Annotated in this window: 12 protein-coding genes and 2 pseudogenes; 3 read left to right on the top strand and 11 right to left on the bottom strand. The window is 75.6% G+C overall.

Annotated elements, in window-relative coordinates:
* Positions 1–4 precede the first annotated feature (4 nt).
* The 3 genes from ABT015_RS00070 to ABT015_RS00060 are packed head-to-tail and all read right to left on the bottom strand — an operon-like array spanning position 5 to position 8899.
* Positions 5–1405, bottom strand: coding sequence for a DHA2 family efflux MFS transporter permease subunit (locus ABT015_RS00070; RefSeq protein WP_350874963.1), 1401 nt, complete (start codon positions 1403–1405; stop codon positions 5–7).
* The gene (locus ABT015_RS00065; protein ID WP_350874961.1) at positions 1402–1587 is read right to left on the bottom strand and encodes an MbtH family protein; all 186 of its coding nucleotides are present in this window, start codon (positions 1585–1587) and stop codon (positions 1402–1404) included. The genes ABT015_RS00070 and ABT015_RS00065 overlap by 4 nt, the downstream gene beginning before the upstream one ends.
* Positions 1580–8899: a non-ribosomal peptide synthetase gene (locus tag ABT015_RS00060; protein WP_350874959.1), complete on the bottom strand. Its 7320-nt coding sequence runs from the start codon at positions 8897–8899 to the stop codon at positions 1580–1582. The genes ABT015_RS00065 and ABT015_RS00060 overlap by 8 nt, the downstream gene beginning before the upstream one ends.
* Positions 8900–9023: 124 nt before the next feature.
* Here ABT015_RS00060 and ABT015_RS00055 point away from each other — a divergent pair, with 124 nt between their 5' ends.
* A complete protein-coding gene (locus tag ABT015_RS00055) occupies positions 9024–10148 on the top strand; it encodes a M20 family metallopeptidase (RefSeq protein ID WP_350874957.1) in 1125 nt (374 codons plus the stop codon).
* Between the two features lie 86 nt (positions 10149–10234).
* On the opposite strand, the gene ABT015_RS00050 is transcribed toward ABT015_RS00055, so the two are convergent.
* The 7 genes and pseudogenes from ABT015_RS00050 to ABT015_RS00020 all read right to left on the bottom strand — a co-directional run bounded on the left by ABT015_RS00050 (position 10235) and on the right by ABT015_RS00020 (position 16906).
* Positions 10235–10996, bottom strand: coding sequence for an AMP-binding protein (locus tag ABT015_RS00050; RefSeq protein WP_350874955.1), 762 nt, complete (start codon positions 10994–10996; stop codon positions 10235–10237).
* Positions 10996–11220 carry a phosphopantetheine-binding protein gene (locus ABT015_RS00045; RefSeq protein WP_350874953.1) on the bottom strand — a complete coding sequence of 75 codons (225 nt, stop codon included), beginning with the start codon at positions 11218–11220 and terminating at the stop codon, positions 10996–10998. The genes ABT015_RS00050 and ABT015_RS00045 overlap by 1 nt, the downstream gene beginning before the upstream one ends.
* Before the next feature lie 32 nt (positions 11221–11252).
* Positions 11253–11441 (bottom strand): annotated as a pseudogene (locus ABT015_RS00040) (isochorismatase family protein); the annotation flags it as partial.
* Positions 11442–11490: 49 nt separating this feature from the next.
* Positions 11491–13161 (bottom strand): (2,3-dihydroxybenzoyl)adenylate synthase, encoded by a 1671-nt coding sequence (locus ABT015_RS00035; protein WP_350874951.1) that lies wholly within the window; start codon positions 13159–13161, stop codon positions 11491–11493.
* 41 nt (positions 13162–13202) lie between these two features.
* Positions 13203–14354 (bottom strand): isochorismate synthase DhbC, encoded by a 1152-nt coding sequence (gene dhbC, locus ABT015_RS00030; protein ID WP_350875648.1) that lies wholly within the window; start codon positions 14352–14354, stop codon positions 13203–13205.
* Between the two features lie 291 nt (positions 14355–14645).
* Positions 14646–15431, bottom strand: coding sequence for a 2,3-dihydro-2,3-dihydroxybenzoate dehydrogenase (locus ABT015_RS00025; protein ID WP_350874949.1), 786 nt, complete (start codon positions 15429–15431; stop codon positions 14646–14648).
* Positions 15432–15718: 287 nt separating this feature from the next.
* A complete protein-coding gene (locus ABT015_RS00020; protein WP_350874947.1) occupies positions 15719–16906 on the bottom strand; it encodes a CapA family protein in 1188 nt (395 codons plus the stop codon).
* 295 nt (positions 16907–17201) lie between these two features.
* On the opposite strand from ABT015_RS00020, the gene ABT015_RS00015 reads away from it, so the two are divergent.
* Together ABT015_RS00015 and ABT015_RS00010 are read left to right on the top strand one after the other, a co-directional pair.
* Positions 17202–18434, top strand: coding sequence for a M48 family metalloprotease (locus ABT015_RS00015; RefSeq protein WP_350874944.1), 1233 nt, complete (start codon positions 17202–17204; stop codon positions 18432–18434).
* 31 nt (positions 18435–18465) lie between these two features.
* Positions 18466–18888: a MarR family winged helix-turn-helix transcriptional regulator gene (locus tag ABT015_RS00010; protein ID WP_350874942.1), complete on the top strand. Its 423-nt coding sequence runs from the start codon at positions 18466–18468 to the stop codon at positions 18886–18888.
* A 55-nt stretch (positions 18889–18943) separates the two neighbouring features.
* Here ABT015_RS00010 and ABT015_RS00005 read toward each other — a convergent pair.
* Positions 18944–19093 (bottom strand): annotated as a pseudogene (locus ABT015_RS00005) (IS30 family transposase); the annotation flags it as partial.

Raw genomic sequence — 19093 nt, 5'->3', positions numbered from 1 at the left:
CCGTTCAGTCGGCGGGGGGTGGTGCCGGCGCCTCGCGGGGGAGGCGGCTGGTGAGGAGGGTGCCGGCGGCGACCAGGGCGGCGGTGAGCAGGAGGGCGAGGCGGTAGGGGCCGGGTGAGCCGCCGCCGGTGTCCAGGGCGCCGATGAGGGCGGCGGTGGCGGCGATGCCGAGGGCGCCGCCGAGGGTGCGGACGATGGTGAACAGGCCCATGGCGCGGCCCATCGCCGGCCCGGGGACGTCGGCGAAGCCGGCGATCTGGACGGTGAGCACGGCGGTGCCCAGGACGAGGCCGACCGCGAACATCAACGCCCTTACGGCCCAAGGGTTCTCGGCGAAGCCGAGGGCGACCAGGACGAGGGCGGCGAGCAGCAGCGCGGGCAGCGCGAGACGGCGGGGGCCGAACCGGGGCAGCAGGCGGTCGACCACCTGGGAGGCGGCCATCAGGCCGATCGCCTCGGGGAAGACGCTCAGCCCGGCGTCGAGGGCCGAGGCCCCGAGGGCGGCCTGGTAGAGCAGCGGGAGGACGAACAGGGCGCCCATCAGGCCGGCCGAGGTGAGCAGGGCCAGCCAGGTGGCGGTGCCGAAGGTGCGGTCGGCCAGCTGCCGCAGGTCCACCAGTGGTTCGGAGGAACGGAGTTGGTGGCGGACGGCGATGCCGAGCAGGAGGAGCCCGGCCACGCCGCCGAGCGCCACTCCCGGCGAGGACCAGCCGTGCGCCGGGCCGAAGCCGAGCGCGTAGGTGAGCAGTCCGAGGCCGGGGGTGGCGAGCAGGAAGCCGGTGGTGTCGAAGCGGCCGGCCGGGGGCTCGTCCGCCGCGCGCAGGCCGATGAGCCCGGTCACGACGGCCGCGATCCCGATCGGCACGTTGACCAGGAACAGCCAGTGCCAGGAGAGGTGTTCGGTCAGGAGGCCGCCGAGTGGCGGGCCGAGGGCGGGCATCAGGGCGGTCGGGACGATCAGGATCCGGCTCAGGCCGGCCCGCTCGTGCGGGGCGAAGGCCCGGAACAGCAGGGTCATCCCGACGGGGGTGAGCAGCCCGCCGGCCACGCCCTGGACGGCCCGCGCGGCGGCGAGCGAGCCGAGGCCGGGGGCGGCGGCGCACAGGGCGGAGGCGAGGGTGAACGCGGCCAGGGAGCCGAGGAAGACCCGTTTCACGCCGAACCGGTCGCCGAGCCAGCCCGCCACCGGCAGGCCGACGGCGAGGCCGACCAGGAAGGCCGTCTCGACGGCGTTGGCGGCCGAGACGGGCCGCCCGAAGTCCTCGGCCATGGTGAACAGCGCGGGGTTGACGATGGTCGAGTCCAGGCCGTTCATGCACATCGCGGCGGTGTAGACCACGACCACCGCGGCCCGCCCCGCGAGCAGGGGGCGGGCCGGGGCGGCCTCGACGGCCGGAGGGGTCACAGGTCGGTCCAGTGGGCGGTGATCCACTGCACGGCGTCGGCGCGCTCGCACGGGCCGTGGGAGACGTTCCAGCCGGCCGGGACGGCGGCGAAGGCCGGCCAGATCGAGTGCTGGGCGTGGTCGTTGACGAGGGCGAGGAACTCGCCGTCGCCGTCGAAGGGGTTGGCGGGGGCGTCACTCATCGGAGGACTTCTCCAGGTGGTCGGCGATCACGCGGGCGATGTGGGCGATCGGGGCGGGCAGGGTCATGTCCTTGTGCGAGCAGGCGACGTCGGTGTTGTCGATGCGCCCGGACACGTACGGGGTCCAGAGTTCGGGCACCAGGGTCTCGTCGATGGTGTCGACGGTGGCGCGGAAGAACAGCACGTCGCCGTCGAAGGGGCGGTGGTCGTGGCCCCGGACGAGGTGGTCGGTGTTGAGGTAGATCCGGTTGAGGGCGGCCACGGTGGCGTCGTCGAGCCCGGCCAGCGGGCTGCCCTCGCGGCGCGGCAGCTCGGTGACGGCGGCGAGTTCGAGCGGCCGCCCGGCGAGGTCCTCGGGGCCGTAGCCGCCCATGGTGAGCAGCGCCTCCAGCGCCTCGGCCCGGTCGGGGACGGGCAGGTCACGGAAGCCCTCGGCGGGGTAGGCGTCCAGGATCGCGAGCAGTTCGACGGCGTGGCCGAGGTCCTGGAGCCGGACGGCGACGGCGTGCGCGATGATCCCGCCGGTGGACCAGCCGAGCAGCCGGTACGGGCCCTCGGGCTGGACCTCGCGCAGCCGGTCGACGTAGTGCGCGGCCAGTTCGTCCAGGGTCCGCGGCAGGGGCCGGGCCGCCGTGGCGGCGCCGACGCCCTGGGCCTGGAGGCCGTAGATCGGCAGGTCGGCGGGCAGGTGGCGGATCAGGCCGGTGTAGCACCAGCTGAGGCCGCCGGCGGGGTGGACGGCGAACAGCGGGGTCCGGCGTCCGGGCGCGGCGGGCCGCAGCGGGAGCAGGACGTCCAGCGCGTCGGCGCTCTGCGAGCCGGCCGCCAGGGCCGTGTCGAGGGCGGCGACGGTGGGCGACTGGAACAGGGTGCCGATGCCGACGTCCAGGCCGAGCAGTTCGCGGATCCGCCCGGCGAGGCGGACGACCAGCAGCGAGTGGCCGCCGAGGGCGAAGAAGTCGTCGTCGACGCCGACCGCCGCGACGCCCAGCACCTCGGCGAAGAGTTCGCACAGCTGCTGTTCGCGCGGGGTGCGCGGCGGGCGTCCGGCGCCGGTGGCGGGCGCCTCGGGGGCGGGCAGGGCGCGGCGGTCGAGCTTGCCGTTGGCGGTGAGCGGCAGCCGGTCGAGCAGGACGACGGCGGAGGGCACCATGTGGGCGGGCAGGTCGGCGGCCGCGTGGGCGCGCAGGTCCTCGGGGGTCGGGGCGGCGACGCCGTTCGGCTCCTCGGGGCCCGCCGTGGTGACCGCGTAGCCGACCAGGCGCTTGTCGCCCGGGGCGTCCTCCCGGACGACCACGGCGGCGTCGGCGACGCCCGGGTGGGCGGCCAGCACGGCCTCGATCTCGCCGAGTTCGATCCGGAAGCCGCGCAGCTTCACCTGCTGGTCGGCGCGGCCGAAGTACTCCAGGACGCCGTCGGCGCGGCGGCGGGCGAGGTCGCCGGAGCGGTACATCCGGGTGCCGCGTTCGCCGAACAGTTCGGCGTGCGGGTCGGCGACGAAGCGTCCGGCGGTGAGGTCGGGGCGGCCGAGGTAACCGCGGGCCAGGCCGGCCCCGGCGACGTACATCTCGCCGGTGACGCCGGGCGGGACGGGCTGGAGGTGCTGGTCCAGGACGTAGACCCGCAGGTCGGGGATGTTGACGCCGATGGTGCTGCTGCTCCCGGCCGCGGCGGTGGCCCGGTCGAGGGCGAGGTAGGAGACGTGCACGGTGGTCTCGGTGATGCCGTACATGTTGACCAGGGTGGGCGCGTCCTCCGGGTGGCGGGCGTACCAGTCGTCGAGCCGGGCCAGTTCGAGCGCCTCGCCGCCGAACACCACGTAGCGCAGGGCGAGTTCGGACCCGGGGCGGTCCCGGTCGGCGGCGCTGAGCTGGTAGAAGGCGGACGGGGTCTGGTTGAGCACGGTGACGCGTTCGCGGGCGAGCAGGTCGAGGAAGGCCGCCGGGTCGCGGCTGACCAGGTGCGGGACGACGACCAGGCGGCCGCCGTGCAGCAGGGCTCCCCACAGCTCCCACACGGAGAAGTCGAAGGCGTAGGAGTGGAAGAGGGTCCAGACGTCGTCGGCGCCGAAGCCGAACCAGTGGTCGGTGGAGCGGAACAGCCGGACCACGTTGTGGTGGGTGACGGGGACGCCCTTGGGCCGGCCGGTGGAGCCGGAGGTGTAGATGACGTAGGCGGTGTCCTCGGCGCGCAGCGGGCGGGTGCGCTCGTGCTGGGCCAGCGGGGTGGCCGGGTGGGTGGCCGACTCGGGCCCGTCGACGAGCAGTCGGGGCACCTGGTGGGCGGGCAGCCGGGGTGCGGTGGCGCGGTCGGTGAGCAGGGCGGCGGGGGCGGCGTCGGCCAGCATGTAGGCGAGGCGGTCGGCCGGGTAGTCGGGGTCGAGCGGCAGGTAGGCGGCGCCGGACTTGGCCACCGCCAGGAGGGCGACCACGAGTTCGACCGAGCGCGGCAGGGCGAGGGCGGCGATGGTGCCGGGGCCGATGCCGTTGGCGGCCAGCAGCCGGGCCAGGCGGTCGGCGCGGGCGGCGAGTTCGGTGTAGTCGAGCTGCTCGTCACCGTAACTGACGGCGACGGCCTGCGGGTTGGCGGCGGCCGCGGCCTCGAACAGCTCGGCCAGGGTGGCGCTCGGGGCCGAGGCGTGCGGGGTCGGGGTGGGCAGGGCCGAAGTGCGCGGGGTCGAGGTGTGCGGGGACGAGATGTGCGGGGTGCCGTTCCACTCGACGAGGGCGCGCAGCCGCTCCTCCTCGCCGATCAGCGGGAGCCGGCCGATCGCGGTGTCGGGGGCGCCGGCGGCGGCGGCGAGCAGCCGGGCGAGGCGGGTCGCGAGCCCTTCGACGGTGGCGGCGTCGAAGAGGTCGGTCCGGTACTCCAGGAAGCCGCCGATGCCGCCGCCGGGGAGCTCGCCCGCGTTGAGGGTGAGGTCGAACTTGGCGGTGCCGCTGGGGACGGCGGCGATCCGGGCGGTGAGGCCGCCGCCCAGCGGGTGGGGCTCGTCGGGGCGGCTCTGCCAGGCGAGCATCACCTGGAACAGCGGGTGGCGGGCGAGGGAGCGCGGCGGGTTGAGCTCCTCGACCAGCCGGTCGAAGGGCAGGTCGGCGTGCTCGTGGGCGGCCAGGACGGTGCCGCGGACCTTGCCGAGCAGCTCGCGGAAGGTCGGGTCGCCCGAGGTGTCGGTCCGCAGGACCACGGAGTTGACGAAGTAGCCGACCAGGTCGGCGGTCCCGGGGTCGTCGCGGCCGGCGACCGGGGTGCCGACGGGGATGTCGGTGCCGCAGCCGTGCCGGGTGAGCAGGGCGGCGAGTCCGGCCTGGACGGCCATGAAGACGGTGCCGCCGGCGGCCCGGGCGAGCGCGGCGAGGGCGGCGTGGGCCTCGGCGCCGAGGCTGAAGGGCACGGTGGCGCCGTGGTGGCCGGCGACGGCGGGGCGCGGGCGGTCGGTGGGCAGTTCCAGCTGGTCGGGCAGGCCGGCCAGGGCGGTGCGCCAGTACTCCGACTGCCGCGCGGCGAGCGGGCTGGGCGCCTCGGCGGTGCCGAGCAGCTGGCGGTGCCAGGCCGCATGGTCGGCGAACTGCACGGCGGGAGAGGGGAGTTCCGGTGCGCGGCCGGCCAGCCGGGCGGTGTAGGCGGCGGACAGGTCGCGGACCAGCGGGGTGGTGGAGGCGCCGTCGCTCGCGATGTGGTGGAGCAGCAGGAGCAGGGTGTGTTCGACCGGGCCGTGGGTGAACAGGGTGGCGCGCAGCGGCGGCCGGCCGGTGAGGTCGAAGGCGTGCCGGACGGCTTCGGCGAGCTCGGTGCCGTCGTGCAGTTCGACGGGCGCGGCGGGCAGCACCCGCTGGTACGGCGTGCCGTCCGGCTCCTCGCCGTAGACCGTGCGCAGCACCTCGTGCCGGGCGGTGAGGTCGCCGAGGGCGAGGGTGAGGGCGGTCCGGTCGAGCGGGCCGGTGAGGGTGAGGGCGAGCGGGATGTTGTAGGTGGGGCTTGGGCCCTGGAGCCGGTGCAGGAACCACAGGCCGCGCTGGGCGGGCGACAGCGGCATCCGGTCGGTGCGCGGTACGGGCACCAGTGCGGGGCGGGCCTCGGGCTCGCCGCCGGGGTGCGCGTCGAGCAGGGCGGCGAGCGCGGCCGGGGTCGGGTGGCGGAAGACGTCGGCGAACCCGACGGCGGCGTCGAAGGTCTCGCGCAGCCGGGCCGCGAGGCGGCCGGCCAGCAGTGAGTGGCCGCCGAGGTCGAAGAAGGAGGCGTCCCGCCCGGGTGCCTGCGGCAGGTCGAGGACGTCGGCGAACAGCCCGCAGACCAGTTCCTCCTGCGGCGTGGCCGGGGCCGTACCGGGCTCGGCGGCGGCGGGCTCGGGCAGGGCGCGGTGGTCGAGCTTGTCGTGGGCGGTGCGCGGCAGTTCGTCGAGGACCAGGACGGCGGCCGGGACCATGTGTCCGGGCAGCCGGGCCGCGAGGGCGGCCCGCAGCGCGGCCGGGTCGAGGGCGACGCGGGGGACGGGGGCGGGTTCGGTGGAGTCCTCCGGCATGGCCTCGAACTCGGAAACCGCCTCGGGAGCCGCCTCAGGAGCCGCCTCGGGAAGCGCCTCGGGGACGACGTAGCCGAGCAGCCGCTTGCCCTGCGGGCCGGGGCGGGCGATCACCACGGCCTGGGCGACGCCCGGCAGTTCGGCGAGGACGGCGGCGATCTCGCCGGGCTCGATCCGGAAGCCGCGGATCTTCACCTGGTCGTCGGCGCGGCCGAGGAATTCCAGGGTGCCGTCCGGTCGGCGGCGGGCGAGGTCGCCGGTGCGGTACATCCGGTCGCCGGGCGGGCCGAACGGGTCGGCGAGGAAGCGTTCGGCGGTGAGGTCGGGGCGGCCGAGGTAGCCGCGGGCCAGGCAGGCCCCGGCGACGTACAGTTCGCCGGCGGCGCCGTCGGGCGCCGGGCGCAGCGAGCCGTCGAGGACGTAGGCGCGGGAGCCGCGCACCACCCGGCCGACCGGGGCGCCGTCCGGGCCGGGCGTCCAGGCGTAGGCGTCGACGGTGGTCTCGGTCGGGCCGTAGAGGTCGATCGGGTGCAGGCCGGGCGCGGCGGTGAGGCGCTGCCACAGGGCGGGCGGGGTGGCCTCGCCACCGACCGCGATGACCGCCGGGCGGTGCCACTCCTCGTCCAGGATGCCTTCGGAGAGCAGGACTTCGAGGTAGGAGGGGGTGACATCGAGGTAGTCGACGCGTTCCCGGTGCAGGTGGCCGGCCAGGGCGGCCGGGTCGCGGTAGGTGGCGTCGTCGAGCAGGTGCAGCTCGTGGCCGTGGACCATCCACAGCACCGGGTCCCAGGAGGCGTCGAAGGCGAACGAGGCGCTGTGGGCGACGCGCAGGCGCTCGCGGCCGGTGCGGCGCACGGCCGGGGCGATGTGGTCCTCGCCGTGGCCCGCGTACAGGTTGGCCAGCGAGGCGTGGGTGACGACGACGCCCTTGGGGCGGCCGGTGGAGCCGGAGGTGTGCAGCACGTAGGCGGCGTGGTGGGGCCGGGGGGCCGGGGGCGCGGTGGCGGGCTCGGCGTCCGCGTCCCCGGGAAGAACGGTGGGCAGGCCGGCGGGGAGGTCCAGTCGGGCGAGGGCCTCGGCGGTGCCGACCGCGCAGACCGGGCGGGCGTCGTCCAGGACGGCGGCCAGGCGCTGCCGGGGGTGGGCGAGGTCGAGGGAGACGCAGGCGCCGCCGGCCTTGAGCACGCCGAGCATCGCGACCAGGGTGTCCACGCCGCGCGGCAGGGCGAGCGCGACCGGCGCACCGGCGCGCACGCCGAGGGCGTTCAGGCGGTGGCCGAGACGGTTGGCGGCGGCGTCCAACTCGGCGAAGGTGAGGGCGGCTCTGCCGCTGCGGACGGCGACGGCGGCCGGGGTGCGGGCGGCCTGCGCGGCGAACAGCTCGGGCAGCGTCCGGTCGAGCGGCGGCTCCGTGCGGCCGGCGGTGGCGCGGCGCAGGCCGTCCGGGTCGAGCAGGTCGATCCGGGCGACGGGCGTCTGCGGGGCGGTGAGCAGCAGGTCGGCGAGGGCGTCGAGGTAGCGCAGCAGCCCGTCGCGGTGGGCGGCGAGCGAGGCGGTGTCGTGGCGGGCCGGGTCGGCGTCCAGGACGAGGCGCAGCGCTCCGCCGGGGGCGGGCGAGACGTTGACGGCGAGGTCGTCGACGGGCCCGGCGGCGAGGTTGCGGACGACGCCGGGCAGGCCGGCCAGGTCGAGGTCGCCCTCGAAGGCCTTGATGTTGACCATCGGGCCGAACAGGGCGCGCCGCTCGCCGGTCAGCCCGAGGTCGCGGCGCAGGTCCTCCAGTGGGTAGCGCTGGTGGCGGCGGACGACGCGCAGTTCGCGGACCACCCGGCGCAGCAGCGCCTCGGCACTGTCGGCGGGGCGGACGGCCAGGCGCAGCGGGAGGATGTTGGCGGCGGCGACGGGGGTGCGCAGGGCGGCCGGTCCGCGGCGGTTGGCGAGCGGCAGGCCGAGCACGACGTCCTCGGTGCCGGCCACGCGGTGCAGGTAGCCGGCGGTGGCGGCGAGGAGCAGTTCGGCCCAGGTGGCACGGGCGGTGGCGGCCGCGCGCTCCAGGCGGTCGCGGGTGCCGGCGGGCAGCTCGGCGGTGAGGCGCAGGGGGGTCTGGGCCGGGGTTGCGGACGGCGCGGGCGCCGGGCTGCCCGGCAGGGTCGCCGGGGTGTCGGCGCCGGCCAGGCGCTCGGCCCAGTAGGCACGGTCGGCCGGGTACTCCTCGCCGTCCCGGTAGGCGGTCTCCTCGGCGGCGGCCTCGGCGAGGGTGGCGAACGGGCGTGCGGCGGGCTCGGTGCCGGTGGCGTACGCGGTGTACAGCTCGGCGAGGCGCTCGCCGAGGAGGTTCAACGCGTAGGCGTCGACGGCGAGATGGTGGATCCGCCGGTACCACTGGTACCGGTCGTCGGCGAGGCGGATCAGCGCGTGGGTGAACAGCGGGCCCTCGGCGAGGTCGGCCGGGCGGGCGAGGTCGGCGCGCATCCAGGCCTCGGCCTCGGCGGCCGGGTCGTGCGCGGCGCGCAGGTCGAGGTGGTGCAGCGGCCAGCGGCGGCCGGGGCGCGGCTGCTGGCGGGGTGTGCCGTCCGGGCCGGTGACGACGACGGCGCTCAGCGCCTCGGCCTCGTCGACCGCCTGCCGCAGCGCGTCCTCGAACCGGGCCTCGTCGAGCGGGCCGGTGATCTCGACGGCGTCGCCGGTGTTGTAGGCCGGGCTGTCGGGGTCGAGTGACTGCGCGTACCAGATGGCGGCCTGGGCGGCGAGCAGCGGGACATCGACGGCCTGGGTTTCGACGGCAGGCATGGTTCGGGGTGCTCCTCGGGGTCCGGCGAACGAAACGCCTAATTAGGTTAGCCTAACCTAACTTCATATGACCTGATCAACGGCCCCACACCGCAGGGGCCCTGACAGCACGGAGGCTCCGCCCATGCCCCTGACCGCGACCAAACAGGCCGTCCGCGAACGCGTCCACGCGCACCGCGCGGAACTGCTCGCGCTCAGCCACCGCATCCACGCCCACCCCGAGACCGCGTTCGAGGAGCACCGCGCGGCCGCCTGGTGCACCGAACTCCTGCGCGCCCACGGCTACGCCGTCACCGCGCCCGCGCACGGACTGGACACCGCGTTCACCGCGAGCCTGGGCAGCGGGCCGGTCACCGTCGCACTCGTCTGCGAGTACGACGCGCTGCCCGGCCTCGGGCACGCCTGCGGGCACAACCTGATCGCCGCCGCCGGCCTCGGCGCGGCACTCGGCCTCGCCCCGTACGCCGACCGACTCGGGCTCACCGTACGGGTGATCGGCGCGCCGGCCGAAGAACGCGGAGCCGGAAAGGCGCTGCTGCTCGAGGCGGGCGCCTTCGACGGCGTGGACGCGGCGATGATGGTGCACCCCTGCCCGGTCGAGGTCGCCGACTTCCGCTCCTTCGCGCTCGGCACCCTCTCCGTCCGCTACACCGGTCGCGCCGCCCACCCGAGCCTCAACCCGCACCAGGGGCGCAACGCCGCCGACGCGCTCACCGTCGCCCAGGTCGCCCTCGGGCTGCTGCGCCAGCACCTGCCGCCGCAGTGGCGGGTGCACGGCATCACCACCGCCGCCGGCACCGCGCCCAACCTGATCCCCGACAGCGCGAGCGCGGAGTACGAGATCCGCGCCTCGGCGGCCGAGGACCTCGCCCGGTTGCGCGCCCGGGTCGAGGACTGCTTCCGGGCCGGGGCGCTCGCCACCGGCTGCGAGGTGACGCTCGACCGGCCCGAACCGGACTACCTGGACATGCGCTCCGACCCCGCCCTGCTCGCCCTCTGGCGGGCCAACGCGTCGGCTCTCGGCCGGCCGGAGCCGGTCGAGAGCGGGCCGTTCGCGTGCACCGACATGGGGAACGTCTCCCACGCCGTGCCCGCCATCCATCCGGTGCTGGACATCACCGGCGGCGCCTGCGCCCCGCACGAGGCCGCGTTCACCGAGGCCGCGGTGGGGGCGGAGGCCGACCGGGCGGTGCTGGACGGCGCGGTCGCCATGGCCTGGACGGCGGCGGACCTGGCGGCGAACGGCTGACGATCGACGGCAGACAGATGACAACTTTCAGATAACAGATTTCATCATCTGTCATCTGAAAGTTGTTCGCTGAACGTCGTCATCTGTCAGCCGCGCAGCAGCGCCGCCTGCGTCGCCCGCACCGCCGTGACGCCCAGTTCCCTCACCAGTTCCCCGACCTCGCCCGGCCGTTGCGGATCGGCCAGCACCACGGCGGCGCCGGTCCGCAGCGGCCAGAGGAACTCCCAGAGCGGCAGGCCCAGTTGCAGCACCCGGTCGCCCGGGCCGAGCGGGTGGGCCGCCTGGAGCTCACGCACCCGGCGGTCGGCCTCGGCGTGGGTGAGCCGGACGGCGGCCGGGCGCCCGCCCGGGCCGTACCCGACGCACAGCAGGTGCTGCGGCGTGAGCGCCCGGGGCGGGTCGGTGGCCAGCTCGCCGTCCACGTCCAACCCGGTCAGCGCCTCCGGCACCCCCTCCCCCAGCACGCACACCGGCGCCGTCTCCGCGAGCAGCCGCTCCCGGCGCCCGGGCGCGTCCGCCGGGTCCAGCGGCAGGTACGCCGCGCCGGACTTGGCCACCGCGAGCAGCGCGGTCAGCAGCTGCGCCGGGTGGCGGGCCGGCGCCAGGCCGACCACCGCTCCCGGCCGGGCGCCGCGCGCGGCCAGGGCGCGCGCCAGCCGGTTGGCCGCGGCGTTCAGGTCCCGGTACGTGACGACCGCGCCGCCCGCGAGCAGCACCGCGGGGGCGTCCGGGGTCCGGGCGGCCTGCGCCTCGACCGGCCCCACGACGGTGGTCGGCGGGTACTTCGCCGCCCGGTCCGCGCGCGGGGGCGTCTGCGGCCCGGCGGCTTCCAGCAGCACGGTCTCCATCAGGCCGCGCCGAGCAGTGCGGCCCAGGCCTCGACGGCCGGGCGCTCGGCCAGTTGCACGAACGCCACCTCGGCGCCCTCGGCCCGCCAGCGCTCGACGAGCGCCATCAGCCGGACCGAGTCCATGCCCCAGTCGGCCAGGTTCTCGTCCAGCGGGACGTCCGCCGGGTCCTCGCCGAGCAGGTCGGCGACCTCGGTCCGGATCCGCTCCACGGTGAAGGCCATGCCCGTCACTTCCCTTCCAGCATCGCGAACACGGCGTCGGTGGTGGTGACCCGCACCCCGATGTGCGCGTACACGCCGGTGGTCACCAGTTGGTCCCGGCCCTGCTCGCGCGGCAGCCGGTCCAGATCAGTGCGTACGAAGGCGCTGTCCTTCCACCTGGTGAGCAGCGTGTCGCCCGGCGCGGGGGCGACGGCGCCGGCACCGGCACCGGCACCGGCATCGGCGAGGGGACGGGAGGGAATGCGGGGCAGGCCCACGACGGTCCTTCCTTCAGTGAGTAGGGAGTGCGGCCGCGATGGCGGCGCGCAGGTCCTTCTTGCTGACCTTGCCGATCCCGGTGGCGGGGAAGCTCTCGACGAACTCGACCCGGTCCGGCACCTTGTACTCGGCCAGTCCGCGCTGTCGCACGAAGCGCTTCAACTCGACGCTCCTGGGCGGCTGTTCGCGCTGCTCGGCACGCAGGACGACGTAGGCGCAGGTGCGTTCGCCGAGGTAGGGGTCGGGCATCGACACCACCGCCGCGTCGTGCACGGCGGGGTGGGCGAGCAGGTGGTTCTCGATCTCCTCGGCGGCGACCTTCTCGCCGCCCCGGTTGATCTGGTCCTTGGCCCGGCCCTCGACCACCAGGTGGCCGGTGGGGGCGCGGCGGACGAGGTCGCCGGTGCGGTAGAAGCCGTCGGCCGTGAAGGAGTCGGCGTTGTGCTCGGGCGCGTTCCAGTAGCCGCGGATGGTGTACGGGCCGCGGGTGAGCAGGTGGCCGGTGGCGCCGTCGGGCAGGTCCTGGTCCTGGTCGTCGACCACCCGGACCTCGTCGTCCGGGGAGATCGGCCGGCCCTGGGTGGTGGTGATCAGCTCCTCCGGGTCCTCCAGGCGGGTGTAGTTGACCAGCCCCTCCGCCATGCCGAACACCTGCTGGAGCGTGCAGCCGAGCACCGGGCCCACCCTCCTGGCGGCCTCGGCACTGAACTTGGCGCCGCCGACCAGCAGCACCTCCAGGCTGTCCAGGCCCCCCGCGCCGGGGCCGCCCGCGTCGCGCTCGGCGGCGTCCAGCCAGAGCAGGGCCAGCGGCGGCACCAGCCCGGTGATGGTCACGCCCTCGCGCTCGATCAGCGGGAAGGCCGTCTCCGGGTTGGGCCGCGGGCACAGCACCACCCGGCCGCCCGCGTACAGCGTGCCGAGCGAACCGGGCGAACTGAGCGGGAAGTTGTGGGCGGCGGGCAGCGCGCACAGGTAGACGCTGTCCTCGTCGAGCGCGCACAGCTCGACCGAGCCGCGCAGCGAGTAGATGTAGTCGTCGTGGGTGCGCGGGATCAGCTTGGGCACTCCGGTGCTGCCGCCGGAGAGCTGGAGGAAGGCGACGCTCCCGGGCTCCGGCTCCTCGGTGGGCCCGGGCCCGTCGCAGGGCACGTCGGCCAGCCGGAGGTGCTCGCCCGGGTCGTCGCCGGCCACCAGGACCAGCCGCAGCGCCGGGCTCTCCGCCTTGACCCGGGAGGCCAGTTCGCGGTAGTCGAAGCCGTTGTCGACGGCCGCGACGACGTAGCCGGCCGCGCCGGTGAAGGAGCAGAAGTGGCCGATCTCGGTGGCGCGGTGGGCGGGCAGCGCGAAGACCGGCAGCGCGCCGATCCGGAACAGCGCGAAGACCACCTCGAAGAACTCGGCCACGTTGGGCAGTTGGACCACCACGCGGTCACCGCGCCCGATCCCCCGGGCGAGCAGCCCGGCGGCCATCCGGTCGGCGCGGCGGTCGAGTTCGGCGTACGTCCAGCGCCGCCCCTCCCCCGCCGGGTCGACGATCGCGATCCGCTCGCCGTGCGCGGCGGCGCGCTCGCGCAGCATCCGCCCGAAGGTCTCGCCGCGCCAGTACCCGGCGGCCCGGTAGCGCTCGGCGAACTCGGCGGGGTACGGGGTGAAGGCGGACTCCTGAACGGGGGCCCGGTCCACGACTGGAGTCCGACCCTGCGTCGGAGACGTTCCCGGCACCGTCACCGCGGCACCCCCGCGGCGTCCAGGAAGGTGCGGAACTTGGCACTGGTCTCGGCGAGTTCGTCCTCGGGCCGGGACCGGTCGACGACGCCCGCACCCGCGTACACCCGCAGGGTCCGCTCGTCCGCCTCCGCGCAGCGGATGGTGACCACCCACTCGCCGTCGCCGTCCGCGTCACCCCAGCCGACCATGCCGGTGTACAGGCCCCGGTCGAAGGGCTCGACCTCGCCGATCACCCTCCGGGCGACGGCCGTCGGCGTGCCGCAGACCGCCGGGGTCGGGTGCATGGCGGTGGCCAACTCCAGGGCGGAGACCGCCGGATCGGCCAGTTCACCGGTGATGGTGGTGGCCAGGTGCCACATCGCGGCGGTGCGCACCAGGGTCGGCCGCGCCGGCACCTCCAGGGTGCGGCAGTACGGCGCCAGCGCGGCGCGGATCGCGTCCACCACGACGGCGTGCTCGTGCAGGTCCTTGGGCGATTCCAGCAGTGCGGCGGCACGCCGGACGTCCTCGCCGAGATCGGCGCTGCGCGGCACCGAACCGGCCAGCGGGTTGGCCAGGACGGCCGTTCCGCGCCGGGAGAGCAGGAGTTCGGGGCTGGCGCCGATCAGCGTCCGCCCGCCACCGGCGGGGACGGCGAAGGTGTAGCCGCCCGGGTCGCGGCGGCCGAGCCGCTGGAGGATCGCGGGCAGGTCCAGCGGGCGGTCGGCGCTCAGCTCCAGTGTGCGGGCCAGCACGACCTTGCTCAACTCGCCGCCGCGCAGCCGCTCGACGGCCGCCGCGACGCCCGCGCCGTACGCGGCCGGCTCGGGGATCGGACGCACCTGCCAGTCGACCAGCTCGGCCGGCGGCGCGGGCAGCGCGATCAGCGGGTCGTCGCACAGCGCCCCGGCTCTGCGGACTCTCTCGGGGACGGCGAGTTCGACCCGGCTGTCGTGGTCGAACGCCACCGCGCCGACCACCAGCGGCCGTTCGACCCCGGCGCGACGGGCCTCGGCCAGCGTCGCGGCGACCCGGACGGGCAGCGGGCGCCCGTCCTGCGGGACCCGGGCGTGCACCCCGGCGGTGAGCAGGGTGCGGGTCGGCGAGGCGAAGAACGCCTCGTCGGCCGTGGCCCGGTACTGGCCGAGCAGGCCGCTGGCCGCGCCGATGACGGCGTGGTCGGGGGCCGGGGCGGGAGCGCCGGCGGGCCCGGCGGGGGCCGGGGCGGCGGGGGCGGGAGCGGCGTGCTCGACGACACCCCCGGCGGGGGCGTGGTGCACCGTGGTCACCGTGAAGTCTCCAGTCTGGGACGGTCTGGACGGTCTGGGCGTCGGGGAGGAAGGACGGGGGGCTCGGGGAGGGAGGTCAGGGCATGGCCGACGCCCGGGGGTTGCCCAGGGCGCGGAGGGGAGCGGCGGGAAGCGGCGGGAAGCGGCGGGGAAGCCGGGGCGGCGAGGGCGTCAGGCGCGCAGGGTCGCGCCGCCGTCGACGTAGAGGTCGTGCATGGTGATGTGCCGGGCCCGGTCGGAGGCCAGGAAGACCACCGCCTCGGCGATGTCGGCCGGTGCGGCGATCCGCCCGAGCGGGATTCCGACCCGCCAGGCACCCAAGTCGCCTTCGATGACCCGCCGTTCGGCGGCCTCGGCGTCCTCGCCCCAGAGCGCGCGCTGCATCCCGGTGTCGGTCGAGCCGGGCGAGACGATGTTGCACCGCACGCCGGAGCGGGCGAGTTCCAGCCCGAGGCAGCGGGTGAACATGGTGGCCGCCGCCTTGGACGCCGCGTACGCGGCCATGCCGGCGCGCGGCACCCCGGCGGCGTTGGAGCCGACGGTGACCACGGCGCCGCGGCCGCGGCCGGCCATCCGGCGGCCGACCGCGCGGCCGGTGTGGAAGACGCCGGTGGTGTTGACCGCGAAGGTCTCCGCCCAGTCCTGGTCGGTGAGTTCGACGACGGGTGCGGTGCGCAGGATCCCGGCGACGTTCACCAGAGCGGCGATCGGCCCGAGTCGGCGCTCGATCAGGTCGACCGTGTCGTCCACCGCCCGGCCGTCGGCGACGTCCAGGACATACGGGTGCACGGCGGGCGACTGTGCCGCGAGGGCGGCGAGCGGGCCGGGATTGCGGTCCACCGCGGCGACGACGGCCCCCTCGGCGACGAGCGCCCGGGCCACGGCCGCACCGATGCCCTGCCCGGCCCCGGTGACCATCGCGACGGCACCGGCGAATTCGGACTGTTGCACGGACATCCCCTCCGACCAGCAATATTAGGTAAGCCTAACCTAACACATACGTTCGGCTGCGCCGATGCCCTGTTCAGCCGTCAACTCACCGCCATCCCCCTCGACTCCGACCCGATCGCCGCCATTTCCGGGCACGCCGGCACGAGACGTTTCGTCTCGCCGATTCGGCGGACCGGACCCCCTGGGGCCGCGGTGCCGCAGGGGGCTGGAGGACGGCGAACTGCCGGACGGCGAACGGGAGCTGAGGGTGGCTCCCGGTCACTCACGAGAGGCCCGCGGGCCCCGGAGGCACCTCAGCCCGTCGCACCCGACGCACCCGTCGCCGGAGCCGACGGCGCCGCCGGGGCCGGGGCGAGACCGGTGCAGCCCCGGAGGGCGTCGCGGCGCTTGCGGGCCGCCTCGGCGGTGGCGCCGGTGACCGGGACGGGCACGCCCTTGTCGTCGATGGTCGCCGGGGCGAAGGCCTCGCCGGTGACCTTGCCGTCGCGGGTGAGGGTGAGGGTGGTGACGCCGGTCTCGTTGGAGAAGGCGTAGTTGGAGGTGCCGTACCAGAGGAAGTTGCCGAAGCCGTAGCCGATGTACGTGTTGCCGAGCATGCCCGAGCCGACCATGGTGTGGGCGTGGGTGCCGACCACGGCGGTGGCGCCGGCGGTGGCCAGCTTCTTGGCGATGGCGGTCTGCGGGCCGGTGGGGCAGGCCTTGCCCTCGTCGCCCCAGTGCAGGTAGACGAGGACGACGGGCGCCTGCTGCTTGGCCGCCTCGACCGCCTTGACCAGTGCGGGGACGTCCAGCGCGGAGGCGATGCCCGGCTTGTTGGCACCGGCCCGCCACTTCTGGTTGGTGAGGTCCTCGACCTGGCTGGCGGCGACGACGGCGACCTTCACCCCGCGCACGGTGGTGACGTACGGCGCGTACGCCTCCTTGGCGTTGCGGCCGACGCCGACGACCGGGATCGGTGAGGAGTCCTTGGCGGCGAGGGTGTCGGTCAGGCCGTCGGCGCCGAAGTCGACGGCGTGGTTGTTGGCCATGGAGACGACGTCGACACCGGAGTCCTTGAGCGCCGCGAGCGCCTTGGGCGAGGTGCGGAAGGTGTAGGTCTTCGGCTCGGGGGCGCCGCGCCCGGTGATCGCCGTCTCCAGGTTGAGGACGGACAGGTCGGCGTCGGCGAGCGTTCGCGAGAGCGGGCCGAGGGCCTGCTCGGGCGGCTGGACGGCGAGCCGGGCCTCGGTGCGACCCTCGAAGTGGACGTCTCCGGCGAACGCGACGGTGATGCTGCCGTCGGGCCGGGGCGCGGCGTTCTTCCCGGCGGCGGCTCCGGACGGCGTCGCGCCCGGGCTGGCGGAGGTGCCCGCCGCCCCGCCGGAGGAGGCCGCGGCCGAGCCGGGCGCGGCGGCCGGCGCCGGGGCGGGGTCGTCGGGCCCGCAGGCGGCGACGGCGGTCAGGCCGACGAACAGCGCGACGGCGGCCGCGGCACGGCGCATGAGTGGTTCCCCCCGGGTCGATCCAGAAGCGGTCAGCCTACGGCACGGCTTCCGCACCCATCCGCCTCGGTTCCGCAACATTCCGGGCACAACACCGACAGGCCGAACACCAACGGCCGAACACCAACGGCCGGACACCAACCACCGGACAGCAGCCACCGAACACCCACGACCGGACACCCACCGCCGGACACCAAAGGCTGGAGCACCGGGCGCCGAGGACTGAGCGCCGCCCCGGCGCGGTAGGAGATGCTGAACCGCCCCGTCCGCCACAGCCCGGAGCCGCACCCACCCCATGGACGACACCGATACCACCGCCTCCACCGGCCCCGCCCCCGCCGGCGGCCCACCGGCCGACTTCACCCCCGCCGAGCGTGCCCGTGGCCGCGCGCTGCGCCGCGCCCAGCTGCCCTGGGCACTGGGCGGGCGGCTGGCGGGCCTGGCGCTCACCCTGCTGCTCGGCCTGACCCCGGCCGGGGCCGGCCTGGTCTCGGCCGTCGGCGGCTGGTTCGGCGGCTCCCGGACGGCCGGGGTACTGGCGGGCGCGGCGGCCCTGGTGGTGCTCGGCCAGGCGTTGCAGCTGCCGTTCGGCGCCCGGCTGCGGGTGGTCCGGGCCCGGTACGGGCTGGTGACGCAGGGCTGGGGCGGCTGGGCGGTGGACGCGCTGCGCGGCCTGGGGCTGGCCCTCGTGCTGGTCCTTCCGCTCGCGCTCGGGCTGTTCGCGCTGACCGCCTGGTCGCCGCGGCACTGGTGGCTGCCGGCGGCGGGCGCGGCGGCGGTACTGACGGCGGCGCTGTCCTTCCTGCACCCGCTGCTGATCGAGCCGGTGTTCAACCGCTTCACTCCGATGCCGCCGGGCCCGCTGCGCAGCGCCCTGCTGGCGCTGGCCGAGCGGGACGGCGTACGGGTGCGGGACGTCCTGGTGGCGGACGCCTCGCGGCGGACCACCGCGCTCAACGCGTACGTGTCGGGGCTGGGCGCGACCCGCCGGATCGTCGCGTACGACACGCTGCTGTCGACGGCCACGCCGCGCGAGGTGGAACTGGTGGTGGCGCACGAGCTGGGCCACGTGAAGCACCGGGACGTGCCGTTCGGCACCTTGCTGGGCGCGGTGGGCGCGGCCGTGGCGGTGGCCGTGCTGGGGGTGCTGGGCTCCTGGCGGCCGCTGCTGTCGACGGCGGGGGCGACGGATGCGGCCGATCCGCGGGCACTGCCGCTGCTGGCGGCGTGCGCGGCGCTGCTGGGGGCGCTGTCGGGGCCGGTCCAGTGCGCGGTGAGCCGCCGGATCGAGGCCAGGGCTGACCGACACGCGCTCGAACTGACGTCGGACGCCGAGCAGTTCGTCGCGATGCAACGCAGACTGGCCTTGGCGAACGTCTCCGATGTCGACCCGCCGAGGGCGCTTGAGCTACTGTTCGCCACTCACCCGAGTGCGACCCGCCGGATTGCCGCCGCCCGCGCCTGGCAGGCCACTCAGGGACGGGGAGGCCCGGAGCGGCGCGCGAACCCGGGGGAATCCGTTGTATAGTGCAACAAATATCGAGGAGGTAGGAACGCCCGTGCCCGGCCGCCAGTCGTCCATCGACGCCATCCAGCGCGAGCTGACCGCCTTCGCCCGGCGCGCCCGGCACAAGGCCTCCCAGCTGCACCCCGACCTCTCCCTGGTCACCTACAGCATCCTCGACCTGATCACCGAGCGCGGCGGCTGCCGGGCCGCCGACGTGGCCGCCCACTTCATGCTCGACAAGTCGACCGTCAGCCGCCAGGTCACCGCCCTGGAGAAGCTCGGCCTGCTGCGGCGCGAGGCCGACCCGGACGACCAGCGCGGCCAGATCCTGCGCGCCACCGAGGCCGGGCTCGCCCTGCTGCAGGACGCCAACGAGCAGCGCCGGCTGGCCTTCACCGCCCGCTTCACCGACTGGTCCGACGACGACGTCGCCCGCTTCGCCGCCTACCTGGCCCGCTACGGCGAAGAGGGCTGAGACCCCCTGTACGGGGGGCGGTTTCTAGGGATCGTTGCAACACGTGGTCGGTTGTTCAGGCCGCGATGAGTTTATGCAGGCGCTCGGCTGGGGTTTCCCAGCCGAGCGTTTTGCGTGGGCGGCCGTTGAGCTCGGCGGCGACGGCTGCCAGGTGCTCGCTGGTGTGGGCTGTCAGGTCGGTGCCCTTGGGGAAGTACTGCCGCAG

Origin of the sequence: Kitasatospora sp. NPDC094016 (assembly GCF_040304045.1) — a bacterium.
Lineage (GTDB): Bacteria > Actinomycetota > Actinomycetes > Streptomycetales > Streptomycetaceae > Kitasatospora.
This window is presented reverse-complemented; position numbering and strand designations above follow the sequence as displayed.

Excerpts from the sequence above, each read along its gene's own strand:
- ABT015_RS00045 (WP_350874953.1), bottom strand. The coding sequence starts at position 11,220 with ATGGCCTTCACCGTGGAGCGGATCCGGACCGAGGTCGCCGACCTGCTC.
- ABT015_RS00015 (WP_350874944.1), top strand. The coding sequence starts at position 17,202 with ATGGACGACACCGATACCACCGCCTCCACCGGCCCCGCCCCCGCCGGC.
- ABT015_RS00055 (WP_350874957.1), top strand. The coding sequence starts at position 9,024 with ATGCCCCTGACCGCGACCAAACAGGCCGTCCGCGAACGCGTCCACGCG.
- ABT015_RS00050 (WP_350874955.1), bottom strand. The coding sequence starts at position 10,996 with ATGGAGACCGTGCTGCTGGAAGCCGCCGGGCCGCAGACGCCCCCGCGC.
- ABT015_RS00025 (WP_350874949.1), bottom strand. The coding sequence starts at position 15,431 with ATGTCCGTGCAACAGTCCGAATTCGCCGGTGCCGTCGCGATGGTCACC.
- ABT015_RS00020 (WP_350874947.1), bottom strand. The coding sequence starts at position 16,906 with ATGCGCCGTGCCGCGGCCGCCGTCGCGCTGTTCGTCGGCCTGACCGCC.
- ABT015_RS00065 (WP_350874961.1), bottom strand. The coding sequence starts at position 1,587 with ATGAGTGACGCCCCCGCCAACCCCTTCGACGGCGACGGCGAGTTCCTC.
- ABT015_RS00060 (WP_350874959.1), bottom strand. The coding sequence starts at position 8,899 with ATGCCTGCCGTCGAAACCCAGGCCGTCGATGTCCCGCTGCTCGCCGCC.